At 69.7% G+C, this 23,475-nt stretch carries 27 protein-coding genes; 19 read left to right on the top strand and 8 right to left on the bottom strand.

Features of this window, described 5'->3' with window-relative positions; translation table 11 throughout:
- Nucleotides 1-98 precede the first annotated feature (98 nt).
- The 5 genes from ABDZ89_RS00335 (at nt 99) to ABDZ89_RS00315 (ending at nt 4,014) form a co-directional block, all read left to right on the top strand.
- A complete protein-coding gene (locus ABDZ89_RS00335; protein WP_343775410.1) occupies nt 99-614 on the top strand; it encodes a Mov34/MPN/PAD-1 family protein in 516 nt (171 codons plus the stop codon).
- Nucleotides 611-1,063 (top strand): FAD synthase family protein, encoded by a 453-nt coding sequence (locus tag ABDZ89_RS00330; protein WP_343775408.1) that lies wholly within the window; start codon nt 611-613, stop codon nt 1,061-1,063. Before ABDZ89_RS00335 ends, ABDZ89_RS00330 begins: the two co-directional genes overlap by 4 nt.
- Nucleotides 1,064-1,141: 78 nt before the next feature.
- Nucleotides 1,142-2,545, top strand: a complete 1,404-nt coding sequence (locus ABDZ89_RS00325) for a heme o synthase (RefSeq protein WP_343775406.1) — start codon at nt 1,142-1,144, stop codon at nt 2,543-2,545.
- An 89-nt stretch (nt 2,546-2,634) separates the two neighbouring features.
- Nucleotides 2,635-3,714, top strand: coding sequence for a sensor histidine kinase (locus ABDZ89_RS00320; protein WP_343775403.1), 1,080 nt, complete (start codon nt 2,635-2,637; stop codon nt 3,712-3,714).
- A 57-nt stretch (nt 3,715-3,771) separates the two neighbouring features.
- Entirely contained in the window at nt 3,772-4,014 is a 243-nt protein-coding gene (locus tag ABDZ89_RS00315) for an Rdx family protein (protein WP_343775401.1), read from the top strand.
- A 313-nt stretch (nt 4,015-4,327) separates the two neighbouring features.
- Here ABDZ89_RS00315 and ABDZ89_RS00310 read toward each other — a convergent pair whose 3' ends face one another.
- Both ABDZ89_RS00310 and ABDZ89_RS00305 read right to left on the bottom strand, forming a co-directional pair.
- Complete coding sequence (locus ABDZ89_RS00310) at nt 4,328-6,811, bottom strand: heavy metal translocating P-type ATPase (protein ID WP_343775399.1); 2,484 nt, start codon at nt 6,809-6,811, stop codon at nt 4,328-4,330.
- A 74-nt stretch (nt 6,812-6,885) separates the two neighbouring features.
- A complete protein-coding gene (locus tag ABDZ89_RS00305; RefSeq protein ID WP_343775396.1) occupies nt 6,886-7,086 on the bottom strand; it encodes a DUF8131 family protein in 201 nt (66 codons plus the stop codon).
- A 97-nt stretch (nt 7,087-7,183) separates the two neighbouring features.
- Between ABDZ89_RS00305 and ABDZ89_RS00300 the strand changes: the two genes are divergently transcribed.
- The 8 genes from ABDZ89_RS00300 (at nt 7,184) to ABDZ89_RS00265 (ending at nt 12,006) form a co-directional block, all read left to right on the top strand.
- The gene (locus ABDZ89_RS00300; RefSeq protein WP_343775394.1) at nt 7,184-7,360 is read left to right on the top strand and encodes a hypothetical protein; all 177 of its coding nucleotides are present in this window, start codon (nt 7,184-7,186) and stop codon (nt 7,358-7,360) included.
- A gap of 6 nt (nt 7,361-7,366) precedes the next feature.
- A complete protein-coding gene (locus tag ABDZ89_RS00295; RefSeq protein ID WP_343775392.1) occupies nt 7,367-7,876 on the top strand; it encodes a cytochrome c oxidase subunit II in 510 nt (169 codons plus the stop codon).
- Entirely contained in the window at nt 7,873-9,663 is a 1,791-nt protein-coding gene (locus tag ABDZ89_RS00290; protein ID WP_343775389.1) for a b(o/a)3-type cytochrome-c oxidase subunit 1, read from the top strand. Before ABDZ89_RS00295 ends, ABDZ89_RS00290 begins: the two co-directional genes overlap by 4 nt.
- A complete protein-coding gene (locus ABDZ89_RS00285) occupies nt 9,660-9,875 on the top strand; it encodes a CbaC protein (protein WP_343775387.1) in 216 nt (71 codons plus the stop codon). Before ABDZ89_RS00290 ends, ABDZ89_RS00285 begins: the two co-directional genes overlap by 4 nt.
- Nucleotides 9,876-9,966: 91 nt before the next feature.
- The gene (locus ABDZ89_RS00280; RefSeq protein ID WP_343775385.1) at nt 9,967-10,218 is read left to right on the top strand and encodes a DUF7542 family protein; all 252 of its coding nucleotides are present in this window, start codon (nt 9,967-9,969) and stop codon (nt 10,216-10,218) included.
- Nucleotides 10,219-10,308: 90 nt separating this feature from the next.
- Nucleotides 10,309-10,707 carry a thioredoxin family protein gene (locus ABDZ89_RS00275; RefSeq protein WP_343775383.1) on the top strand — a complete coding sequence of 133 codons (399 nt, stop codon included), beginning with the start codon at nt 10,309-10,311 and terminating at the stop codon, nt 10,705-10,707.
- 85 nt (nt 10,708-10,792) lie between these two features.
- Nucleotides 10,793-11,215, top strand: coding sequence for a Fe-S cluster assembly sulfur transfer protein SufU (gene sufU / locus ABDZ89_RS00270; RefSeq protein WP_343775381.1), 423 nt, complete (start codon nt 10,793-10,795; stop codon nt 11,213-11,215).
- Between the two features lie 83 nt (nt 11,216-11,298).
- Nucleotides 11,299-12,006: an Sjogren's syndrome/scleroderma autoantigen 1 family protein gene (locus ABDZ89_RS00265; RefSeq protein ID WP_343775380.1), complete on the top strand. Its 708-nt coding sequence runs from the start codon at nt 11,299-11,301 to the stop codon at nt 12,004-12,006.
- Nucleotides 12,007-12,057: 51 nt separating this feature from the next.
- Here ABDZ89_RS00265 and ABDZ89_RS00260 read toward each other — a convergent pair whose 3' ends face one another.
- Nucleotides 12,058-12,348, bottom strand: a complete 291-nt coding sequence (locus ABDZ89_RS00260) for a hypothetical protein (protein WP_343775377.1) — start codon at nt 12,346-12,348, stop codon at nt 12,058-12,060.
- Nucleotides 12,349-12,525: 177 nt separating this feature from the next.
- Nucleotides 12,526-13,890, bottom strand: coding sequence for a phosphoglucosamine mutase (gene glmM, locus ABDZ89_RS00255; RefSeq protein ID WP_343775375.1), 1,365 nt, complete (start codon nt 13,888-13,890; stop codon nt 12,526-12,528).
- Between the two features lie 111 nt (nt 13,891-14,001).
- Here glmM and ABDZ89_RS00250 point away from each other — a divergent pair, with 111 nt between their 5' ends.
- The gene (locus ABDZ89_RS00250) at nt 14,002-14,592 is read left to right on the top strand and encodes a hypothetical protein (RefSeq protein ID WP_343775373.1); all 591 of its coding nucleotides are present in this window, start codon (nt 14,002-14,004) and stop codon (nt 14,590-14,592) included.
- Between the two features lie 62 nt (nt 14,593-14,654).
- On the opposite strand, the gene ABDZ89_RS00245 is transcribed toward ABDZ89_RS00250, so the two are convergent.
- The 4 genes from ABDZ89_RS00245 to ABDZ89_RS00230 all read right to left on the bottom strand — a co-directional run bounded on the left by ABDZ89_RS00245 (nt 14,655) and on the right by ABDZ89_RS00230 (nt 16,982).
- The gene (locus tag ABDZ89_RS00245; RefSeq protein WP_343775371.1) at nt 14,655-15,263 is read right to left on the bottom strand and encodes a DUF7504 family protein; all 609 of its coding nucleotides are present in this window, start codon (nt 15,261-15,263) and stop codon (nt 14,655-14,657) included.
- Nucleotides 15,264-15,306: 43 nt separating this feature from the next.
- Nucleotides 15,307-15,699 (bottom strand): DUF8057 family protein, encoded by a 393-nt coding sequence (locus ABDZ89_RS00240; protein ID WP_343775368.1) that lies wholly within the window; start codon nt 15,697-15,699, stop codon nt 15,307-15,309.
- The gene (locus tag ABDZ89_RS00235) at nt 15,699-16,394 is read right to left on the bottom strand and encodes an RAD55 family ATPase (RefSeq protein WP_343775366.1); all 696 of its coding nucleotides are present in this window, start codon (nt 16,392-16,394) and stop codon (nt 15,699-15,701) included. Before ABDZ89_RS00235 ends, ABDZ89_RS00240 begins: the two co-directional genes overlap by 1 nt.
- Nucleotides 16,395-16,508: 114 nt before the next feature.
- Nucleotides 16,509-16,982, bottom strand: a complete 474-nt coding sequence (locus ABDZ89_RS00230) for a chemotaxis protein CheW (protein WP_343775362.1) — start codon at nt 16,980-16,982, stop codon at nt 16,509-16,511.
- Nucleotides 16,983-17,084: 102 nt separating this feature from the next.
- On the opposite strand from ABDZ89_RS00230, the gene cheB reads away from it, so the two are divergent.
- From cheB to ABDZ89_RS00205, 5 genes are read left to right on the top strand one after another with little or no spacing between them, the layout of a single operon-like run.
- Entirely contained in the window at nt 17,085-18,179 is a 1,095-nt protein-coding gene (cheB, locus tag ABDZ89_RS00225) for a chemotaxis-specific protein-glutamate methyltransferase CheB (RefSeq protein WP_343775360.1), read from the top strand.
- Nucleotides 18,179-20,551 (top strand): ATP-binding protein, encoded by a 2,373-nt coding sequence (locus tag ABDZ89_RS00220; RefSeq protein WP_343775358.1) that lies wholly within the window; start codon nt 18,179-18,181, stop codon nt 20,549-20,551. Before cheB ends, ABDZ89_RS00220 begins: the two co-directional genes overlap by 1 nt.
- Nucleotides 20,548-21,372 (top strand): CheR family methyltransferase, encoded by an 825-nt coding sequence (locus ABDZ89_RS00215; protein ID WP_343775355.1) that lies wholly within the window; start codon nt 20,548-20,550, stop codon nt 21,370-21,372. Before ABDZ89_RS00220 ends, ABDZ89_RS00215 begins: the two co-directional genes overlap by 4 nt.
- Complete coding sequence (locus ABDZ89_RS00210; protein WP_343775352.1) at nt 21,372-22,583, top strand: HEAT repeat domain-containing protein; 1,212 nt, start codon at nt 21,372-21,374, stop codon at nt 22,581-22,583. The genes ABDZ89_RS00215 and ABDZ89_RS00210 overlap by 1 nt, the downstream gene beginning before the upstream one ends.
- Nucleotides 22,584-23,456, top strand: a complete 873-nt coding sequence (locus tag ABDZ89_RS00205; RefSeq protein ID WP_343775349.1) for a CheF family chemotaxis protein — start codon at nt 22,584-22,586, stop codon at nt 23,454-23,456.
- The last annotated feature ends 19 nt before the right edge of the window (nt 23,457-23,475 follow it).

The following is a 23,475-nucleotide window of genomic DNA, read 5'->3' as shown; positions in this document are numbered from 1 at the left end:
GCCGTCGGACCGCGGCCGCGGTCGGATTTCGCGGCGGTCGGCGCCGCCGCGTCTCACGGTCCGGAACCCCTATGAGGCGACGGCGACTTATCTCGTTCATGCGACTGTTCCGCTCGGACGAGCTCCTCGGTATCGCCCGAGAGGCCCTGGACTTCGTGCTCGAGGCGAGCGAGGAGACCCACCCCAACGAGTACATGGGCTTCCTCCGCGCGGACGACGCCCGGAAGCTGGACCTCGACCGGGACGGGCAGGTGATAACCGACGTGCTCGTCATCCCGGGGACGGAGTCGAGCCCGACGAGCGCCAGCGTCCGCACCCACATGAAGCCGAACGACATGCGCGCGGTCGGGTCCGTCCACTCGCACCCGAACGGCGCCCTCCGCCCGAGCGACGCCGACCTCGCCACCTTCGGGCAGGGGAAGGTCCACATCATCGTGGGCGCGCCCTACGGCTGGGGCGACTGGAAGGCGTTCGACAACGAGGGCCGGCAGACGACCCTCGACGTGCTCGACGTGGAGGTACCGGACGAGCACTTCTTCGATTTCACGCAGGAGGACATCGACCGAGAGCTCGCTGACCGCGACGACGGCGGCTTCCTCTCGTGGTTCCGATGACGCGGGTCGTCGCGCAGGGGACCTTCGACCTCTTGCACCCCGGCCACGTTCACTACCTGGAGGACGCGGCGACGTACGGCGACGAACTCCACGCCATCGTCGCGCGCCGGCCGAACGTCACGCACAAGCCCGCCCCGGTGCTCTGCGGCCGCCAGCGTCGCGACATGGTCGCGGCGCTCGACGCGGTCGACGAGGCCCACCTCGGCGACCCGGAGGACGTGTTCGTCCCCATCGAGCGGCTCGAACCGGACGTGATCGTGTTGGGCTTCGATCAGCACCACGACGAGGCCGACATCGCCGCGGCCCTCGACGCCCGCGGCATCGACTGTCGGGTCGAGCGCGCCTCCGGCCGAGAGCCGAAATACGAGGACGAACTGCTCTCCAGCGGCGACATCGTCGACCGGATCGTCCGGGAACGAGGCGGCGGTTCGGCCCCCGAGCGGGACTGACCGCTCCGGCCGGTTCGGCCCCGGTCCGTTCCCCCGAAGCGCGGAACCTATATGCATTCGTTCCGTATCCGACGCCACGTGACGCTCCCAGACAGATTCCCCGCGGTGTTGGCCGCGGCCGCGATGGGCGTGTACCTCCTCGTCGTCGTCGGGGCGACCACTTCCCTGACGGAGGCCGCGACCGCCTGCGGCGGCTGGCCGGCCTGCGGGAACGGCGCCGCCCTCCCGACGGCGACCGAGGGCTGGATCGCCCTCGGGCACCGCGTCGTCGCGGTCGTCGTCGGTGTCCTCGTCGCCCTCTCCGCCGCGCTCGCCTGGCGCGACGGCGCCGACCGCCGGGTCCGCGCGGCGCTCCTCGTCGCCCTCGTCGTCTACCCCGCGCAGGCCGGCGTCGGCGCGCTCGTCGCCCTCGGGGACCTCCCGGCCGCGCTCGGCTCGGCGCACCTCCTGCTCGGGATCGGCATCTTCGGAGCCGTCCTCGCCGCGCTCGCGTGGTGGCTGGAGGCCGAGACCGGCGACGCGGCCGACGCGCCGGACGACTTCGAGCCCGGGACCGACGACCTCCCGCCGATCGAGGACGCCCCGGAGCCCGATATCCCGTCCGCGACGCTCCCGCGCCTGAAGGCGACCGCGGCGGCGTACTTCCGGCTGATGAAGCCGCGACTGATGTGGCTCCTCTGTCTCGTCGCCGCGGCCGCGATGGCGCTAGCGGGCGGCGACGGCTTCACGCCCCGGGTTGTGGCGGCGACGCTCGCCGGCGGCGCGCTCTCGATCGGCGCCTCCGGGACCTTCAACCACGTCCTCGAACGCGACGTGGACAAGCGCATGCAGCGGACCAGCGACCGGCCGCTCGCCACCGACCTCGTCCCCGTCCGGAACGCCTTCGCGTTCGGCGGACTCCTCACGCTCGTCTCGCTCGGACTGTTCTGGACGGTGAACCCCCTGACGGCCGGGCTCGGCCTCGTCGCGATCGTGTTCTACAGCGTCGTGTACACGCTCGTTTTGAAGCCCAACACGGTCCAGAACACGGTCATCGGCGGCGCGGCCGGCGCGCTCCCGGCGCTCATCGGCTGGGCCGCGGTCACGGGCGAGGTCGGCGGCGGCGGCCTGCTGCTCGCAGCGGTGATCTTCCTGTGGACGCCCGCGCACTTCTACAACCTCGCGTTAGCGTACAAAGACGACTACGAGCGCGGCGGCTTCCCGATGATGCCCGTCGTCCGCGGCGAGACCGCGACCCGCCGACACATCCTCTGGTACCTCGGCGCCACGCTGGTCGCCGCGGTCGCGCTCGCGGCGGCGGCGGACCCCCTCGGCGCGCTGTACGCGGTCGTCGGCGTCGGCGTCGGAGCCGTCTTCCTCTGGGCGGTCGTCCGCCTCCACTACGAACAGACCGAGGACGCGGCGTTCCGCGCGTTCCACGCCTCGAACGCCTACCTCGGCCTACTCCTGTTCGCGGTCGTCTTCGACGCGCTGGTCGTCTGAGACCGTTCGCCGCGCGGTCCCGTGATATCACCGCTGACACCTCGAAGTGCGTGGTTTATATGGACTCGTGAACGAGTTCGCATAACTGAATGGACATAACGTCGAGTGCGGCCGGACGTAAGCTGTGGCCCGTTTGGGGGCTCAGCGTCGTACTCTCCGTCCTCCTCCTCGCCGAGGCCGCGATCGTCTCCGCCGGAGCCACTCCCGTCCCGGGTGGTTACTGGGTCGGGTTCGCCTCCTCGATAGTGGTCGTGCTCGGTGTGGGCTACGTCATTTACTGGGTCCCGCGGTCCGAACTCTCTACCCCTCGGTACCGGCGGATCAACCGCTGGTGGCTCGGGGGCGCGTCGGTGTACCTCCTCGTCAACGTCGGATTCATGGCGACGCTCCCGATCGAATCCGCGTTTCAGGTGTTCGGCTGGATCCGCTGGGCGATCGGCTTCGGCGGGGGTATCGGGCTGCTCATCGGGCTGTTCGAGGCGAGGGCGATCGAACGCGAGGTCACGGCGGAACGGAGCCGCGTCCGGGAGGCCGAACTCCGCCGCGAGCGGGACCGCCTCGAGGAGTTCGCGAGCGTCGTCTCACACGACCTCCGGAACCCCCTCAACGTCGCGCAGGGTCGGCTCGATCTCGCCAAGCGAGCGCACCCGGACGACGAACACCTGGCCGTGGTCGAGCCGGCTCTCGACCGGATGGACGAGATAGTCGAGGAGACGCTGACGCTCGCCCGCGAGGGGAAGATCGTCGACGACACCGACGACGTCGACCTCGACGACTGCGTCCGCGAGTGCTGGTCGCGCGTGGACACGGCGGACGCGACGCTCAGCGTAGACGGGCCGCTGACGGTGCGAGCCGACCGCGACCGGCTGTCGCACGTCCTCGAGAACCTCTTTCGGAACGCGATCGAACACGGCGGCAGCGACGTGACCGTCCGTGTGGGTCCGCTCGGCGAGGACGGGTTCTACGTCGAGGACGACGGCGTCGGCATCCCGGGGGAGGACTTCGAGCGAGTTCTTGAGACCGGATTCACTTCGTCGGCCGACGGGACCGGATTCGGCCTCGCGATCGTGGATCGGATCGTCGAGGCACACGGGTGGGAACTCCGGATCGGCGACGGACCGGACGGCGGCACGCGGTTCGAGATCAGCGGCGTCGACCGTCGGTCGTAGGGGTCAGCGAGCGTACGCGCTTCTATTTAAGTTCATTCGGCACGAACCGGGGGACGCATGACACGCGTCGAAATCGAGTACTGCGTCCCCTGCGGCATGTTGAACCGCGCGCAAGACGTCTCCGAGGCGATCCTCAAGCAGTTCGGCGAGGGCGTCGACGAGGTCGCGCTGGTGACCGGCGACGACGGCGTGTTCGTCGTCCGCGCCGACGGCGAGGTCGTCTTCGACAAGACGGAAGACGAGTACGACGTCGACGCCATCGTCCGCGCGATCAAGCCGTACGTCGGCGCAGCGGCGTAATACGCGGTCGTTTGTTTATAGCCGGTTGTCAACGGATCAGCGGTGAAGCCCGCCAAAGCTCCGGCCGCTAGCTCATAGATCGTCGGTGACGGATCGACGACGAACTACTCCAAAGCCCCACCCGACCGCACAGCACCGCATCTTTCACCTCCCCACCCGACCGCACAAGCACCGCACCTCTCACCTCCCCAGCCTCGTCGCTGGCGCCAACGGCGCCAGCGACTCCCTCGCGCGTGCGACTCGCAGCCTACCGGCCGCTCGTCGGCACGCGCCACCTTTCATTTCCGAACCGTCTAGTCCGCGGCGTCGCGCCTCAGTCGTCCCTATAGACGGCGCGCGCGGAGTTGGTCACCACCAGGAGGCTGCTTGACGCCATCGCGAGCGCGGCCAGCAGGGGGTTGAGCGCGCCGGTCAGCGCCAGCGGGATGGCGACCGCGTTGTAGCAGAACGCCCAGCCGAGGTTCTGTTTCAGCCGCCGGTTGGTGCCGCGCGTGACGGCGAACAGCTCCGGGACCGCCGAGAGCCGGTCCTCCAGCAGCACCGCGTCGGCGGCGTCGGCCGCGAGGTCGGTCCCGGAGGCGACGGAGACGCCGAGGTCGGCCGCGGCGAGCGCCGGCGCGTCGTTGCTCCCGTCGCCGACCATCGCGACCGACCCGTCGGCGCCGAGCCGGCGGACCGTCTCCGCCTTCGCTTCCGGCGGCACCTCGGCGAACACCTCGTCGATGGCGGGGTGGTCCGCGAACCCCCTCGCGGCCGCGGGCGCGTCGCCGGTGAGCACCACCACGCGCCGCCCGTCCGCGTCGAGGTCGGCGACGACCGACTCCCACCCCTCGCGCACCTCGTCGCCGACGGTGAGGACCCCGCGCGCCCGACCGCCCCAACCGACGTAGACGGGGACGTTCCCGCGGTCTCGGGCGGTCGCGGCGACCTCGCGGAGTCGGTCGGGGACCGTCCAGCCGCGCTCGTCGAACAGCGACCGGTGGCCGACGACGACCTCGTCGCCGTCGACGCGGCCGGCGACTCCCCGGTCGACGACGTCGACGTCGGTCGCGGCCGGGCCGGCGAGCGCGTCGGGCCCGCCTTCGGGGTCTTCCTCCGTCCCGCCGTCGACTTCCCCTCCGGCCTCCCCGACCGCTTCGCCGATCGAACCGCCGTCGGCCGCGGCGGCTCCGCCCTCCGTCCGTCCCTCCTCGCCTCGGCCCGTCTCGTCGCCCGACACGCCGGAAACGATCGCCTCGGCCACCGGGTGGACCGAGGCGCGCTCGACGGCGGCCGCGCGCTCGCGGACGCGGTCGACGGGCGTCTCCCCGTCGCCGGTCGCGTCGAGCAGTCGCATCTCGCCGTCGGTGAGCGTCCCGGTCTTGTCGAGGACGACCGTGTCGACCGCGGCGGCCTCCTCGAAGACGGCGTCCGAGACGATGACGATGCCGCGCTCGGCGGCGTCGCGGATTCCGGCGGCGACCGCGAGCGGGGTCGCGAGCCCGAGCGCGCACGGACACGAGACGATGAGCACCGTGAGCCCGACGAGCGCCGCGTCGACCGGCGCCGACCCGAGCGCGAGGGTGGCGACGGCCCCGACGACCGCGACCGCGAGCACCAGCGGGACGAACACCGTCGCCAGCCTGTCGACGAGCCGCTGGACGCCCGACCGGGAGCTCTGGATCTCCCACAGCAGCCGCACGAGGGTGTCGAGCGTGCTCGTCGCGTCCTCGCCCACCTCGACGACGACCGGCGCGTCGGTGACGACGGTGCCGCCGCGGACCGCGTCGCCCTCGCGCTTCGTCGCCGGCAGCGACTCGCCCGTGACGAGCGCCTCGTCGACCGCGGCGGTCCCCTCCGCGACGGTCCCGTCGAAGGGAACGCGCTCGCCCGGCCGCACGAGGAGCCGGTCGCCGGGGGCGACGGCGTCGGCGGCGACGGTCTCGCCCGCCTCCGTCCGCACGGTCCGATCCTCGGCCGTCGTCAGGTCGGAGAGTAATCCGGTCGCCCGGCGCTTGATGACCGACTCGTAGTGGTTGCCGGCGGTGACGACCAGTATCACGGCGATGGTCACGTCGAAGTAGAGGTCGGTCCGGCCGAGCAGGAGCGCGAGCGTGCTGTAGGCGTAGGAGCTCCCGGCCGCGAGCGACACCAACAGGTCCATGTTCGGCTGTCGCGCCCGCAGGCTGACGTACGCCCCGCGGAGGATCGGGTACCCGGTGTAAAACAGGACGATGGAGGTGAACACCCATATCTGCGCGAAGAGGTAGGTCCCGCTGACCCCGCCCAGATCGAGGATCGGGTCGTAGCCGAAGTAGGTGGGATACAGGAAGAGGACGTACCACAGCATCGCCATCATCCCGAAGAACCCGCCGCCGATCAGGAACCGCACGACCGCCACGTCGTCGGACTCCGGCTCGGGGTCGGCGCGGTCGCTCGCGGTGTAGCCGGCGACCGAGAGCCGGTCGGGGAGGTCCTCGGCGCTCACGGCGTCGGGGTCGTAGTCGACCCGGATCGTGTCGGTCGCGTAGCTCGCCTCCGCGGCCGCGACCCCCTCCTGTTCGCCCGCGGTCATCTCGAGGAACGACTCGCAGGTCGCGCAGTGCATCCCGTCGACGTGGAGGAACGTCGTCTCGCCGTCGAACTCGTCGTCGGGCGTCGCGTCCGGTCGTCGCTCGTCGAGCGCGTCGAGGTCGTCCACGTCGTCGAGCGAGCGCGCGACGGCGAGACACCCCCGACAGCAGAACTCGCCGTCGACGTCGGGGGCGACGTGCGGGTCGTCCCCGACCGGGAGATCACAGAGCGTACAGTGTGACATGTGTGGTTGCGTCCGGCGCCGCACTGGATGGTTCGCGGACCGAGTCCGGCGGTTTCTCGGCGCGTCCGCGTCGATTACGCCCGGTCCGGCTCCGCCTCGTCGCCGCTGATCCCCGGCACGCTGCCGCCGGTCGCGATTCGGAGGCTCACCCAGATGAGCAGGACGTTTATCAGCGTTACCGCCACGACGAACTCCGCCCTGTCGGCGATGAACACCAACGCGGGAACGAGCCCGCCGAGGACGAGGAGTACGGCCTGCTGTAACGAGAGCTTCATAGGCTCAGTACGCCTCGGGTCGTCATAGATAGGGGCAAAGTTCCCACGAGTTGGGAACAAATAGATCGTATATATCACGACGGTTGTAACCGCTGGTATGGCTCGAAGCGAGACCGCACACGCTGGTACCGACGACGTGGGCGGTGACGGAGAGGAGTTCGACCCGATCGGCACGCTCACGCTCATCGGAATCTACTTCGTGATCCTCGTACTCGCGTGGGTGTACATCTACTACGTGGAGTTTCTCGGACGGGATCTCGTCGTCGTGGGGTGATCAGACGTGCACATACACGCCTACGAGAAGCTCTGGCTCGCGCTTTCGATCGGGTTGATCCTCGCCCTCATCGGCACCGTGACGTACGGCGCGGTCGGCCCCGGCGTGGCGATGGTCGCCGACACGCAGCCGACCATCGACCCGACGGCGCTCGACGAGGACGAGCGGTTCTCGGAGCCTCGCGTCGAGCAGGTGGGCGAGAACGAGTACGAGGCGTACGTCGTCGCCCGCCAGTTCGGCTTCCAGCCCGATCCGATCGTCGTGCCGGCGAACAGCACCGTGACGTTCTATATCACCTCCGCCGACGTGATCCACGGGTTCGAGGTCGCCGGCACGAACGCGAACGCGATGGTCGTTCCCGGCGAGGTTTCCGAGATAACGGTCAAAGTCGAGGAGCCACAGGAGTACGGCCTCATCTGTAACGAGTACTGCGGGGCCGGACACCACGTCATGGAGGGCAAGATACACGTCGTCAGTCAGTCGGAGTTCGAGAACCGAGGGGGTGACTCGGCGTGAGCAACGCCATCGAGTCCGAGCCGACGTTCGTCGATAAGTTCCCCGACGAGGCCCGCGTCGTTCGCGCGGCCTTCCTGAGCGCCTTCTTCGCCCTGTTCCTCGGCGCCATCTTCGGGATCATCCAGACGCTCCACCGGACCGACGTCGCCCGGATCATCCCCTCGACGGACTACTACACCGTTCTCACTGCCCACGGCGTGTTCATGGTGATCAGCTTCACGATCTTCTTCCTCGTCGGGCTGTTCACTTGGGCGCTGACGCGCAGTCTGGACCGGCCGCTGTTGAACATCAAGATCACGTGGACGTGGTACGGACTGATGGCGGCCGGTATGACGCTCACCGGAGTCTCGATCCTCGCCGGGTTCGTCGACTCGATCGACATGAGCGCGGACGTGCTGTTCACCTTCTACGCGCCGCTTCAGGCGCATCCCCTGTTTTACACGGGACTCGTGGTGTTCATCGTCGGCACGTGGATCGCCGGTGCGGACTGGTTCCGGACGTTCCTCGCGTGGCGGAGCGACCACCCCGACGAACGGATCCCGCTCCAGACGTTCATGGTGTTGACGACGATGACGATGTGGTACATCGCCACGTCCGCCGTGGCGGCCTCCGTGCTGTTGTTCCTGCTCCCGTGGTCGCTCGGCCTGATCGACCAGGTGAACCCGACGCTCACTCGGACGCTGTTCTGGTTCTTCGGTCACCCGGTCGTCTACTTCTGGCTGATGCCGGCGTACATGCTCTGGTACACGGTGCTGCCGAAGATCGCCGGCGGTCGGCTGTTCAGCGACCCGCTGGCTCGGGTGGTGTTCGTGCTCTTCGTCCTGCTCTCGACGCCGGTCGGGATCCACCACCAGTACCTCGATCCGGGGATCGCGGAGGGGTTCAAGTTCATCTCGATGACGAACACGATGTTCCTCCTGTTGCCGAGCCTGCTCACCGCGTTCACCGTCGTCGCGAGCGTGGAGTACGGCGCCCGCAAGAACGGCGGCACCGGACTGCTGGGCTGGCTCACGAACCTCCCGTGGCGGAAGCCGGAGTTCACCGGCATGATGCTCGCCGGCCTGATGTTCGCCGCCGGCGGCTTCTCAGGCATGGTCAACGCGGGGATGAACATCAACTACCTGATCCACAACACGCTGTGGGTCCCCGGACACTTCCACCTCACCGTCGGGACCGCGGTCGCGCTGACGATGATGGCCGGGACCTACTGGATCTGGCCGCAGATCAGCAACAAGCCGATCTACAGCAGCCAGATCGGGCTGTTCCAGGTCGTGCTCTGGTTCATCGGCATGGCGCTGATGTCGAACGCGATGCACGCGCAGGGACTGCTCGGTGTCCCGCGGCGGACCGCCGAACCGGAGTACTCCGGGTTCGACTACCCGACGATGTTCGGCGGGTTCGAGGAGCTTAACATCCAGATCGCGATCGGCGGGACGCTGCTTTTCGTCTCGACGATCCTCTTCCTCGGGAACCTCGCGTTGACGATGGGGAACCCGAAGGTCTCCGGGCTCGCGGAGCCGCTTCCGAACCCGGTCTCCGGCGCGGAAGACGCCCCGAAGGTGCTCGATAACCTCCGGCTGTGGGTGAGTATCGCGGTCGTCTTAGTCGTCCTCGCGTACGCGCTCCCGATCGCGGCGATCGTCCAGCGCGGCGGACTGCTCGGCCCCGGCGTCGGCACGTATCCCGTGTGGCTCTCGCCGGTCCTCGACGCGCTCGCGAACGTCGCGACCGCGGCGTTCGGCACGGTCGCCGACGCCTCGGCCTCGGTCGTCGAGGTGATCCGATGAGCGTCGACATCAGCCGCGGCGGCCTGCTGGTGACGCTCGCGGTCTTCGGCGTGATCGTCTACGAGTTCCGGACGGTCCTCGACTTCCTCGGCGTCGAGCTGCCGCTGATCCCGTACATGGCGGCCGTCTTCGCGCTCGCCGGCGTCACGGTCTGGCTCATCACCCTGACGGGCGGCTGGCGGACCGACCCCGAGCGCGATAAGCCGGCGTAAGCCGCCTCCCGGCCTCGGTCCGCGCTCCTTCTGGCGACCGCGCTCCTTCTGGCGACCGCGACGGTTATGACTGTACAGCGCAAGACGGGGTATGGACGAGACGCGCGTCACGGTTCGGTGCCGCGACTGCCCGTTCGCGACGGCCCACGACAGGCTCCGCGACGCCCGAACCGCCGTCGACGAGCACGAGTCGACGACCGGACACGACGTCACGTGGGAGATCGAGTCCCTCGACGCGGGCGTCTCGCGGGCCGGCGCGGACGCCGGCGTCTGTGGCCGTCCCGAGTGCGTGAACGACGACTCCCCGCTCGTCGACCCCGACCCGCCGGAGCCGGAGTCGTAGCCCCGGTCGGCGTGTAGCCCCGGACAGCGGCGTTTCGCGCGATCGGCGACCGACGCGAGGATTTATACCCCGACGCGCCCAATAATGTATATGGAATCCAATACTGTGTCCGACGGCGCCGACACGGCCGGGCCCGCGGACGCGAACCGGTCGACGGCGCCGGGGCGACCGGTCTCGCTGGCCGACGAGGACGCCCTCGACGCCTTCGTCGACGACGCGCCGGTCGCGCTCGTGGAGTTCTACACCGACGGCTGCGGCATCTGCGCGAGCATGGAGCCGGTGCTCGGCAACGTCGCGCGCGGCGTCGCGGCCGACGTCGCGGTCGGCCTCGTTAACCCCCGCGACGACCCGCCGCTCGTCGAGCGGTTCGACGTCCGGAGCGTCCCGCTTTTCGTCCTCTTCGTCGACGGCGAGCCGGTTGCGCGGCGGGCCGACGGGTTCGTTCCGGGCGACGACCTCGCGGCGTGGATCGACGAGCACGCGCCCTGAGATCGCCGCGAGCCGCCGTCGAACGGACCGGTCCGTCCCTCTCGACGGAACCCTTTTGAGCCGGAACGGCGTACTCGGAACTAACATGGGACTGGGCTCGGACATGTACCGGCAGCAGATTCTCGACCACTACAAGAACCCGCGCAACTACGGGGAGCTCGAGGACCCGGACTACACCCACGTCGGTGAGAACCCCTCGTGCGGCGACACGATCCGGATGGACGTTCGACTCGACGACGACGAAGAGACCGTCGAGGCGGTCCGCTTCACCGGTGACGGCTGCGCCATCTCGATGGCCTCCGCGAGCATGCTCTCCGAGCGGCTCCACGGCATCTCCGTCGACGAACTGGACGACCTCGACACCGACGACGTCACGGAGATGCTCGGCGTCGACATCTCGCCGATGCGCGTGAAGTGCGCGGTGCTCGGCCGGCAGGTGGCACAGGACGGCGCGAAGATCCACCGCAGCGAACTCGATCCCGACGACCGCACGATCACCGAGGAGTAGCGCCTCCCGTTCGGCGGCCGTCGACTCCGGCCGCTCGTCCCGAGCCCACCGGACTTTTGCCCGCGAACCACGTTCACCCGCCCATGAGCGACGGCTTCGACAAGGAAGCGGAACGCGAGAAGCTCCGCGAAAAGCTCGCGGACGACGAAGAGAAGCGCGAACACACCCAACGGATGTCCGAGCTCCTGTTGAAGGGCGCGACGATGACGAACCGTCACTGCGAGGACTGCGGCGACCCGATATTCCGACACGACGGCCGCGAGTTCTGCCCCTCCTGTGGGAACGAGGCCGGGAACGCGGCACGCGCTGGCGGCGACGCCGCCCCCGCAACTGACGGCACCGCGACCGACGGAACTGCGACCGGCTCTGACGCGCCCCCGCGCGTCGATGCCGGGGCCGACGCGAACCCGTCCGAGGGCGCGGTCGACGCGGGCGCGGTCGACGCGGGCGCGACGACGCCGGCGGACACCGCCGGCGGGGGGCGAGCGGAGCCGAACCCCCCGGGCGCCGACCGCGGCGCGACCGGGACCCCGGAGGCGCCGTCGTCGACCGGAGCGTCGCCGCAGTCCGCGTCACGGGCCGCCGAGCCGCAGCGACCCGCGGAGTCGCGGCCGACGCCGTCGCGGTCCGGGAGCGACGTCGAGGGCGTCGCGGCCGCTCGCGCGTCGCTGACGCGCACCCTGAACAAGTTCGCTCGCGCCGCCGAGGAGACCGACGACCCTCGACGCGCCCGCGACCACCTCGAAGCCGCGCGCGAGGCGGCCGAGACGCTCGCGGCGCTCGACGGCTAACCGCCGACCACAACAGACGCGAAGGCTGCTTCCCGACGACTCGACGCCGGTTTACACTCGCACCGGCGAACCGGCCGGCTCCATCTTTTCCCACTTCGGCGCGTCGTCGGACAGCAGCGAGCCAACGATCCTGATCACGGCGTCGACGCCGTCTAATCCGTCGACCTCGCCGCGTTCGACGCGGTCGGCGAACCGTTCCAACTCCGCGACGGTCACGGTCCCGGCGGCCACGGCGCCGGTGACGGTCCGCGTGTCGCTTTCGAGGACGGTGAGTAGCTCCGTCGAGGCGGTCGTGCTGCAGGAGTCGGTGCGGGGTTCGACGTCGGGGGGTGTGGCGGCCATCTCGATTATTACTACACATCGAGTTAATATATTACTACCGGTACCCATACGAGATCTGTCATCACCGTTCGAGCGACGTAGACTCCTCTGGGAAGGCTCCCCGGAACGGCGGCGTCCATCGGCGTCGCTGCCGAACTTCTGTCTATCGCGCCGGCAGAAGGGGCGACCGCGTCCCGTCTATCGCCCGCTCTCGACGGCCACGCGCATGTCCGTCGCCAGCCGCTCCGCGCGCTCGGCGTCGGCCGACTCCGCGTAGATGCGGATCTTCGGCTCGGTGCCCGAGGGTCGGACGAGCACCCACGCGTCGCCGTAGTCGAGCCGGTAGCCGTCGGTCGTGTTCGGCTCGGCATCGGCGGTCTCGACGTGCGCCCGAGCCGCCGAGAGCATCTCGTCGCGCTCGTCGTCGTCCTCGTACTCGACGTTCGCCCGCACGAAGTGGTAGTCGGCGTACGGCGCGACGACCTCGCTGACGGGTGCGCCGTCGGCGGCCGCGAGCAGTTCGAGGAAGCGAGCGCCGATGTACGCCCCGTCGCGCGAGAGCCGGTACGGCGGGAAGAACACCCCGCCGTTCCCCTCGCCGGCGATGGGGACGTTCGTCCCCTCGTCGTGAAGCTCTCGGGTCCGAGTGATGATGTTCGTGGCGCCGATGGGGGTCAGCTCCAGGTCCGCGCCGTTGGCGGCGCAGACGTCGACGAGCCGCTGGGAGACGTTGACCGCGCTGACGACCGCGTCGCCGGGTTCGAGGCAGGCGTCCGCCATCGCGGCGAAGGAGGTGTCGCCGTCGACGAACGACCCGTCCTCGCCGACGAACACCGCTCGGTCCGCGTCGCCGTCGTGGGCGACCCCGACGTCTGCGTCCGAGGTCGCGACCAGCCGCGAGAGCGCTTCCAGGTTCTCCGGAACGGGCTCCGAGTCGCGGCCGGGGAAGTGGCCGTCCGGCGTCGCGTTCACGGTCAGCACCTCGCAGCCGAGTTCGCGGTAGATCCGGGGCGCGGCGACGGACGCGGCACCGTGGCCCGGGTCCACCGCGACGGTGAGGTCGGCGTCGGCGATCGACTCGCGGTCGACCGCGGCGATCAGCTGGTCGGCGTAGTCGTCGACGACTCCCTCTATCGGCGTCGTCTCGCCCGCGGCCCGCCAGTCCGCGTGGTCGTACTCGTCGTCGAGCACCCGCCGCTCGATCCGCTCTAACACGTCGACCGACAGCTCCACGCCGTCGTCGCCGACGAGCTTGATCCCGTTGAACTCCGGCGGGTTGTGGGAAGCGGTGACGAGGACGCAGGGCACGCCGGTCGCCTCGCAGTAGTTGCCGACCGCGGGCGTGGGGACGACGCCCAGCCGATCGACGTCGCAGCCGACCGCGGCGAGGCCGCTCGCGGCCGCGTTCGCGAACAGCTCGCCGGTGGTCCGGGTGTCGCGAGCGACGGCGACGCGGTCGGCGTCCCACACCGTCCCGGCCGCCTTCGCGATGTCGAGGACCAGCGCGGGCGTGAGGTACCGCAACGCGACCCCGCGGATGCCGCTGGATCCGAACAGCTCCATGGGGAGCCATGCGCCGGCCGACGGGAAAGCGGTTCCGAAGCGACCCCGGTGTGAGCGGGTCGGGCCGCGCCGACGCGTGCGGTTCATGCCGGTGGCGCCCGTTCCAATCGTATGGACCACACGCGACGCGACGCGCTCGCCGGGGCCGCGTTCACGCTCTCGGCCGCGACCGCCGGGTGTCTCGATTTCGCCGCTGGCGAGGGACCGCAGGGTCCCGAGGGAACGCCGGCGACGCTGACCTGTGACGACGACGGGTTCGTCCGCCTCGATCGACCGTTCGACGCGTCGGTCGCACAGACCGTCGTCGAGACGGACGAGACCAGCCTGGAGCTGTCCACGGAGGGACTGACGGAGACGTACGGCCAGTCGCTCCGGGTCGTCCTCCGGAACACGGGCGACGCCCCCGCGCCCACTCTCGGCGAGCTCGCATACTCCATCCAGCGCGAGACGGAGGCGGGGTGGCTCGACGTCCGCGGCTCGACGACCGGCGAGGCGGTCGAACTGCCCCGTACCGAGGAGTCGATCGACACGAGCTCGGCGTACTCCTGGAACCTCACGCTGACGGAAGCCGGGATCGCGGACGCGGTCGACGGCGTCGATCTGACCGTGTGTCCGGAGCTCGGGCCCGGAACCTACCGGTTCGTGTACTGGGGGATCGTCGACGCCCCGCCGATCGGCGCGGAGTTCGAACTGGTCGGGTGAGTCCGGCGGACGGTTCGCGGGCGGACGACCTGCGGGCGAACGACTCGCGGGCGGTGACTCGGTTAGAACGACTGCCAGTCGGAGGGCTGGCCGACGCGACCGCGGACGCGGAACTCACGCGAGTCGTCGTCGACCCGGGTCTCTAAGACGATCTCGAACGGCTCGTGGAGGGTGTGGACCACCTGCTCGTCGTGGGCGGTCGAGCCGACGACGCCGACGAACGGCCACCCCTCGCCGGAGGTCTGTGAGGTCATCACGCGGGTGAACCGATAGATTCGCTCGGGGTCCCAGTACATCAGCAGTTGGGACAGCGAGTAGATGCCGACCGCGCGGTCGCGGCCGGCGGAGGACTCGACGATGTCGGTGAACTTGATCCCGATGTCGGTGAGGTTCCCCGCGCTGCCGACGTACTTCGTCATCGGCGTGTCGTCGCGCTTGTCGCCCTGCTCGTGAGTGACGCAGTCGATGACGATCACGTCGTCGCCGTCCCGCCCCGTGAGCTCCTCGTAGTCGCCGCGGACCTTCTCGGCGGTCCGTCCCGTCGAGATCACGACCGGGCCGTCGGACCACGTCCCGAGCAACCGATTGAACAGGTCGTACTTCCCGCTCATCGGTGGACCGCTGATGAGGACGCTGTCGGCACCGCGGACAGCGTCGGGAAGCACGGTCATATGTCCAGTGTGAGAGAGTGTCGGGTAAAACCCTTCCGAGGGATCACTTTCGAAGCATGGAGGGGAGGTCTAGCGAAGACGGCGGACCCTCCCGCGGTCCGTCAGTAAGTGTCAGTTCGCGTATCGCACCGGGTAACGCGGCGGGAACGGGCACTTCACGCGGCGCCCCGACCCCGTCGACGAGCGAGGCCCACACCGCCTCGTCGTCTGGGTCGTCGCGCTCCGCTCTCGCCTCCAGCGCCTTCGTCCGCCCCTCGTCGTACGCCAACTCGACGATGCTCTGGTCGTACGCGCCCGGGAACGCCTCCAGCACCCGGTCCAGCTCCTGCGGGCGCGGGCTATCGACGCCGGCGGCGACCCCGAGCGCGAACGCGCGCTCGATGGCTTCCTCGCGGGAGAGGTCGTCCCACTCCGTCCCGAACGTGCGGTCGTACATCAGTGCGTCACCGTTACCGCCGAGCCGACACGGAGTCCGCTATCGGTGAACTCCACGTCCTGGATGTCGGTGTCGACGTCCGTGCCGCGCATCTTCAGCACCTGTACGCCGCGTCGCATCCCCTCGTCTTCGAGGTAGTTGTGCATGAAGACGACGCCGTGCGCGAGGTAGTGCTCCTCCGAGTAGGCGCTCGGGTCGGTCATCTCGGAGATGAGGAGCGTCGTCGCGTCGGTCCGCTTCAGCGACGAGAGCAGTTGGATCATCGTGTCCTCGTCGTCGTCGAGGAGGAACCGCAACAGCATCGTCGAGTCGAAGACGACCCGGTCGATGTCGCGGGAGTTGATGAACCCCGTGAGCCGGTTGGTGACGCCGGAGCGGTCGCGGCGGTCGCCGGGGAGCCCGAAGAACCGTCTCCCGTCCGACGAGAAGGAGTCGAGGAAGGTGACCCGGTCGGAGTCGAGCGCGCGGTCGAACCCGAAGTCGTAGCCGCTCATGTCCTCGCGGATCCCCTCTTTGGTCTCGTGCATGCTGATGTACAGCACGTCCTCGCCGTTCCGGGCGCCCTGTGCCGCGAACTGCGAGCAGAATGTCGTTTTGCCGCTCCCGGGCGGACCGCTGACCACGTACAGGCGGTCCTCGGGGAGGCCGCCGTCGACGAGGGCGTCGAACCCCGGGACGCCGCTTGAGACGCGCATACGTACGTAACCCATTAGACGGCTGATAAGCGTTGGCACCCGGTTCTCACGGGTGAGAACCGATCGCCCTGCGTCGAGCCGATGCCCCGCGCTGCCCTCGGACGGCGCGCCCGCCTACGCCTCCGCGGCCTCGACGTCCTCCAGCTCGGTCGCGAGCTCCTCGTCGACGTCCGGCGAGACCCACACGACGAACCGGTCGTCGGACTTGACGATGCCGCGAACGCCCTCGTCTTCGACGGTCGTGCTCTGGTCGACGTCCTCCGGAGAGACGTCGCGGACCTGGAACACCTCGTCGACCATCCAGCCGACCGTTCCGCCCTCGTCGATCTCGCCGTCGTCGAACACGACGATCCGCTCTCGCGGGCCCTCCTCGTCGATGTCGAACAGGGTCTTCGGGTCGACGATCGTCGTCGTCCGCCCGCGCAGGTCCATCACGCCCTCCACGTGGTCCGGCGAGTTCGGAATTCGCGTGAGCTCGCCCGCGTCGACGATCTCGTCGATGACGCCGATGTCCAGACAGTACGTCCCGTCGCCCAGGCCGAACTCCAACACCTTGGTCGGTTCGGCGTCCGCCTCTGTGGCTGCCATGTCGACACCTGCGGCGAACCGACAAATAATCGTGTCCCCTGAATTATCAGGGGTGATTACTGGGTCCGTGGATTTATGCTGATTCTGGGCCCGCTGTGGGATATGAGCAGGACGACGGATCGGCGCGGCGGTCGGGACGGGTCGCCGCGGGTGGTGGTCGTCGACGACTCCCCGTTCATGCGGGGGCTGATAAGCGATCTCTTAAGCGATGCCGGGGTCGCGGTCGTCGGCGAGGCGGGGGACGGAGAAGAGGCGCTCTCGGTGGTCGCCGAGACGCGCCCCGACGTCGTGACGATGGACGTCGAAATGCCCGGAATGGGCGGGCTCGAAGCCGTCGAGCGGTTGATGGACGAGACCCCGACACCGGTGTTGATGCTGTCGGCACACACCGACGAGGGCGCCGAGGTCACGTTCGAGGCGCTCGATCGCGGGGCGGTCGACTTCTTCGCGAAACCGGGCGGCGAGGTGTCGACCGGCGTCTCTCGAGAGTCCGATCGACTCGTCGAGGCCGTCCGATCGGTCGCGGACGCCGACCTCGACGCGGCGACCCGCGATCGCGACGATCCGGGTTCGACTCGGTCGCGCCCGACGGGGTCCGACTCCGACGCCGGTACCCCCCACCTCGACGGGCCGCTGACCGTTGTCATCGCCGCGTCCACCGGCGGTCCGAACGCGGTCGAGCGCGTGCTGTCGGCGTTACCGATGGGCGACTGTCGCGTGGTGATAGTCCAGCACATGCCCGAGGCGTTCACGTCGCGGTTCGCGGACCGGCTCGACGCCGCCTCCGCGTACGACGTGCGGGAGGCGAGCGACGGCGCGCGGATCGGGGCCGGCGAGGCGCTGGTCGCCCGCGGCGGGAGCCACACGCTGATCGACAGCTACCGCTCGGGGCGGCTCCGGGTCAAACTCGACGAGGACGACGACTCTCACACCGTCACCCCCGCGGCCGACGTGACGATGCGGTCGGCCGCCGAGGTGATCGACGACCCGCTCGTCGGCGTCGTGTTGACCGGAATGGGGTCGGACGCCGCGGACGGGATCCGCGCGATGGCCGACGCCGGGGCGCGCACCCTCGCACAGAGCGAGGACACCTGCGTCATCTACGGGATGCCCAAACGCGCCGTCGAGACGGGCGGCGTCGACGAGGTACACGACCTCGACGACGTCGCCGGCGCGATAGTCGGGGGTGAGGCCTGATGGACTCCCACCGCGCCGCGTTCGTCGCGGAGGCCGAAGACGGGATCACCGACCTCAACAACGCGCTGCTCGCCTTGGAGGCCGACCCGGAGGACGCCGAGGCGATGGACGACGTGTTCCGCGTCGCCCACACCCTGAAGGGCAACGCCGCGGCGATGGGGTACGAGGACGTCTCCGACTTCGGACACGCCCTGGAGGACCTGCTGGACGCGGTCCGGCAGGGCGACCGCGAAGTGAACCCCGAGCTGATGGACCTCCTCTTCGAGGGCGTCGACGCCGTCGAGGCGATGGTCTCGGAGATCGCCGACACCGGCGAGGTGTCGACCGACCCGTCGGACCTCGAATCGCGGCTACGCGAGATGGAGGAACACGGGACCGTCGGCGGCGACGAGGGCGACTCCGGAAGCGACGCGAGCGCGGCGTCGGAAAGCGGGAGCGAGGCGTCGGAACGCGACGACTCGACGGCCGCCGACGCGGCCGGCGCGGCCGAGGGCGAAGAGGGGGGCGCCGAGGACGACGAGGAGAGCGACGAGGGCGCGCCCGACATCTCGGTGCCGGAGCCGCCGGCGGCCGCCGGCGACCTTCCGGAGCCGGTCACGTACGCCGACGTGAACATCGGCGACGCGCAGATGGCGGGGGTCGACGCGGCGCTCGTCCTCCAGGCGCTCGACGAGCAGTTCGACGGCCACGAGACCGACCCGTCCCCCGAGGCGTTGGAGGACGGCGAGTACGACGAGCGGTTCGACGCCTTCGTCGGCGGCGCCGACCCCGACGTCGTCGGCGAGGGGCTCCGGGCGCTCACGCAGGTCGAGTCGGTGACGGCGGTCGCGGTCGGCGAGTCGAGCGACTCGAAAGCTGAATCGAGCGACTCAGAGGCCGAATCGAGCGACTCAGAGGCCGCAGGCGACGAAACCGCGGACGAGTTCGAGCCCGCCGACCCCGAGCCGTCCCCCGACGAGTCCGGGGATCCCGACCCGACGGACTCGACCGACGAGGCGGACTCCGAGCCCGAGGGGGCGGACTCCGGAACCGACGACTCCGGAACCGACGATTCCGGTTCGCCGTCCGGGGGATCCGACTCCAAGTCCGGCGACGAGATCAAATCGATCCGCGTCGACGTGGACCAGGTCGACGAGCTGTACGGGCTCGTCGAGCAGCTGGTGACGAGCCGGATCAAGCTCCGCCGCGAGATAGAGGGGACGGACGCGGAGTCCGACGCCTTAGACGAGCTCGACAAGCTCGCCTCCAGTCTCCAGGACACGGCGATGGACATGCGGCTCATCCCGTTCTCGCAGGTGTCCGACTCGTTCCCGCGGCTCGTGCGCGACATCTCGCGCGACCTCGACAAGCGGATCGACTTCGAGATCGAGGGCGACGACGTCGAGTTGGACCGCACGATCCTCACGGAGATGCGCGACCCGCTCGTCCACGTCCTGCGGAACGCGGTCGACCACGGTATCGAGTCGCCGGCGGAGCGCGAGGCGGCCGGCAAGGACCCGACCGGCCACGTGTCGCTCACGGCCGAGCGCGAGCGCGACCACGTCATCATCGAAGTCGCGGACGACGGCGCGGGGCTCGATCCCGACCAGCTCCGGGACAAGGCGGTCGCCGAGGACGTCAAGAGCCGCGAGGCGGTCGAGGCGATGGAGGACGACGAGGTGTACGACCTCGTCTTCCACCCCGGCTTCTCGACCGCGGAGGAGGTCACCGACGTCTCCGGCCGCGGCGTCGGGATGGACGTGGTCCGGACGACCGCTCGCGACCTCGACGGCTCGGTCTCGATCGACAGCGAGCCCGGTGAGGGGAGCACGGTCCGCTTCCGGCTCCCCGTCACCGTCGCCATCGTGAAGGTGATGTTCGTCGACGTGGGCGGCACCGAGTACGGAATCCCGATCAAGTCGATCGCGGAGGTCGCCCGCGCCGACGACATCGAGGAGGTCCACGGCGACGAGGTCGTCCGACACGAGGACGACCTCTACCCGGTCGTCAGGCTGAACGAGCGCCTCGGCGAGATCGACTCGACGGCGGCCGAAGCGTCCGCGGCCGAAGCGTCGGCGCCGGCAACGCACGCCCCCGACGGAGGAGTCACCGTCGAGGAGGGTGTCGACGCCGCTGGGGGCGGACCCGGCGCGGCCGAGGCCGGCGACGACGGTCTCGGCGGCGACGCCGGAGACGAGGGCGATCAGGGGATGCTGGTGCGGATCCGCGAGGAGACCAGACAGGTCGCGCTCCACTGCGACGCGGTCCTCGACCAGGAGGAAGTGGTGGTCAAACCGCTCGACGGCCCCCTCTCGGGGACGCCCGGCCTCAGCGGCACGGCCGTCCTCGGCGACGGGGACGTCGTGGCCGTCCTCGACGTGGTGAGCCTATGAGCCGATCGACGGACCGGAACGGCGAGGACGCCGCCTTCGAGGGCGTCCTCAGACAGATCGACGACACGGTCGCGTTCGAGCCGGGGTACTACAACGAGTCGTACCTCGACCGGCGGATCACGGCGCGGATGCGGCGGCGAGACACGGAGTCGCACGCCGAGTACGAGCGGATCCTCCGGGAGGACGCCGAGGAGCGGCAGGCGCTGATGGACGCGCTCACGATCAACGTGACGGAGTTCTTCCGCAACCCGGAGATGTGGGACGTCCTCCGCGACGTGTTGCGCGAGCGGACCGCGAACCAGCGGCGCGTTCGCGTCTGGTCGGCGCCGTCGGCGGACGGCCGCGAGCCGTACTCCGTCGCGATGCTGGCCTGTGACGACCCCGAGATCGACGAGTCTCGCCTCGAGGTGCTCGGCTCCGACATCAGCGAGGAGGCGCTCGACAGCGCCCGGAACGGCGAGTACCACACGACGCGGACGACCGACATCGCCGAGGAGCTCGAACCCCTCGCCGATCCCGACCGCTACGTCGAGCGCGACGAGGACACGTTTCAGGTCAGGCCGGCGGTCCAGCGGCTCGTCGACTTCGAGACCCACGACCTGATCAGCGACGGCGCGCGAGACCCCTTCGACGTGGTGTTGTGTCGGAACCTGCTGATATACATCGACGTCGACCACAAGGCCGCGCTGTTCGACACGCTGGAGGCGTCGCTCGCCGAGGACGGCGTCTTAGTGCTCGGAATGACCGAGAGCGTCCCCCCGAACCGGTCGGACCGCTACGAACCGATCGACAAGCGGCGGCGGGTGTTCCGGAGGCGCTGATGTCGCTGTACCAGCACGCTCGGGAGGGGAACACGGAGCGTCTCCGAGACGCGCTCGACAGCGACAGCGCGGCGGTCCGAAAGCGTGCCACGGAGTTCCTCGGCGACGTCGCCGACGGCGGCGAGCAGGCCACGGTCGACGGGCTGTTGCGCGCCGCCACGTCCGACGACGATCCGGAGGTCCGCGGGGCCGCGATCGACGCGCTCGACGAAGTCGGCGAGGGGGCGCTCGAACAGCTCCTCGAGGAGCTCACCGGTGGCGGCAGCGGCTCCGAGGCGGAGTGGGTCACCGCTCGCAAGTTCGCGCGGGCGCTGGAGGCCGACCGACCGGAACTCCGCATGGCCGCGGCGAACGCGCTCGGCCGGCTCGACGACGCGAGCGGACTTCAGGCGCTCGTCAAGGCGCTCGAGGACGACGACCCGCGAGTCCGCCTGCGCGCGGCTCAGGCCTGCGGGACCTTCGCCGACCCGCGGGCGATCCCCGGACTGCGGGACCGGCTCGACGACGACCCGCGGGTCCGCCGCGCGGCGGCGAACGCGCTCGGAACCATCGGGACAGACGAGGCCCTCTCGCCGCTTCTGGACCTGCTCGACGACGGCGACGAGTCGATCCGACGCATCGCGGCCGGCGCGCTCGGGAAGGCGAGTAACCCGGAACCGGTCGAACCGCTGGCGCGGGCGCTCGGCGACGAGAGCGCCGTCGTTCGCAACGCGGCGGTGTACTCCGTCATCGAACTGCTCTCGAACGTCCCGACCCAGCAGAGCCACGCGGTCCGCGACCAGGTCGTCTCGGAGCTGAAGGCGGCCGACGACGCCACCGTCGTCGAGCCGCTCGTCGAGATCCTCACCGACGGGCAACAGAGCCGCCAGCGCCGGAACGCGGCGTGGATCCTCGGTCGGGTCGCGGACCCGGACGCGTCGCTTGCGGTCGAGGCCCTCGCGGACGCGCTCGCCGACGACGACCCGCAGACCGCCCAGTTCGCGGCCACGAGCCTGAAGAGCCTCGGCGGCCCGGTCGTCGAGGACCGACTGCTGGACAAGCTCGGTCCGCAACACCCCGAGGAGGCCCGCGCGAAAGCGGTGTTCGTCCTCGGGCAGATCGGCGGACAGGAGACGCTCAACCGACTCGAAGAGTACGCCGACGACGACAGTCAGGCCGTCAGAAAGCGCGTGTTCTCGGCCGTCTCGAAGCTGCGCGCGGGGGGCCGGTAAATGGCTCAGAAGGACAGCGAGTACAAGATCACCGACACGCAGGCCAAGTTCGCGGTCGCGGTCCGCGAAGGCCGCAAGGTGAGCGACGTCTCGTGGACTCCGGGGCGCGTGCTGCTGTCGAACCGGCGACTCATCCTCGCCGGCAACGACGGTAAGCGCACCGTCCCGCTGTCGAAGCTCGAACGGCTCGGCGGTCGCCACGACGCGAACCAGTCGGTCGCGCGCGTCTCCAACTACGTGAGTTTCGACCTGGGCGAGCAGGTGTTACTCGTCGCCGCCTCCGACCACGAGCCGTTCGAGCGCGACGTCTACCGCGCGCTGCTCGACCAGAAGACGGTGATGGCGAAACACCCGGCCATCGAGGGCGGGGTCGTTCAGGACACCGAGTGGGAGCAGGCCCGCGTGAAGATCGACGAGAACGGGCTCAACGCCGCCTTGGAGCGCGGCGCCTTCGTGAAGTTCGACCTCGACGACATCAGCGGCCTCGACGCCGCGAAACGCACCGTGAACGGCGAGAAAAAGCCCGTCATCGAGGTGTCACACACCGACGACGAGGGGACGAGCATCGAGACCCACGTCGCCGGCGACCCGAACCGGATGCGGTTCGTCGAGTCGTGGCTCCGCAAGGGCGAAGAGCGGAGCTCGACGAACGTCGACCTCTCCAGCCGCGACCGCGAGGTGTTGATGGCGCTGTACTCCGGCGTCTCGCCGTTCGAGATTCCCGCCTTCCTCGGCATGGACGTCGACGACGTCGAGGAGACGTTCGAGCGGCTCGTCGACCTCGAAGTCGTCGAGGAGGTCCGGATCCGCCGGGAGGTCGCGCTGAACTCCCGCGGACGCAACATCGCCAGCGAAGCGATGAACGAGCAGTAGCGGGTCCGGCGGGTACGAG

This window comes from Halorubrum ejinorense (assembly GCF_039522565.1).
Classification (GTDB): domain Archaea; phylum Halobacteriota; class Halobacteria; order Halobacteriales; family Haloferacaceae; genus Halorubrum; species Halorubrum ejinorense.
Note: the sequence above shows the minus strand (reverse complement) of the source record. Positions and strands in the feature narration are given on the sequence as shown.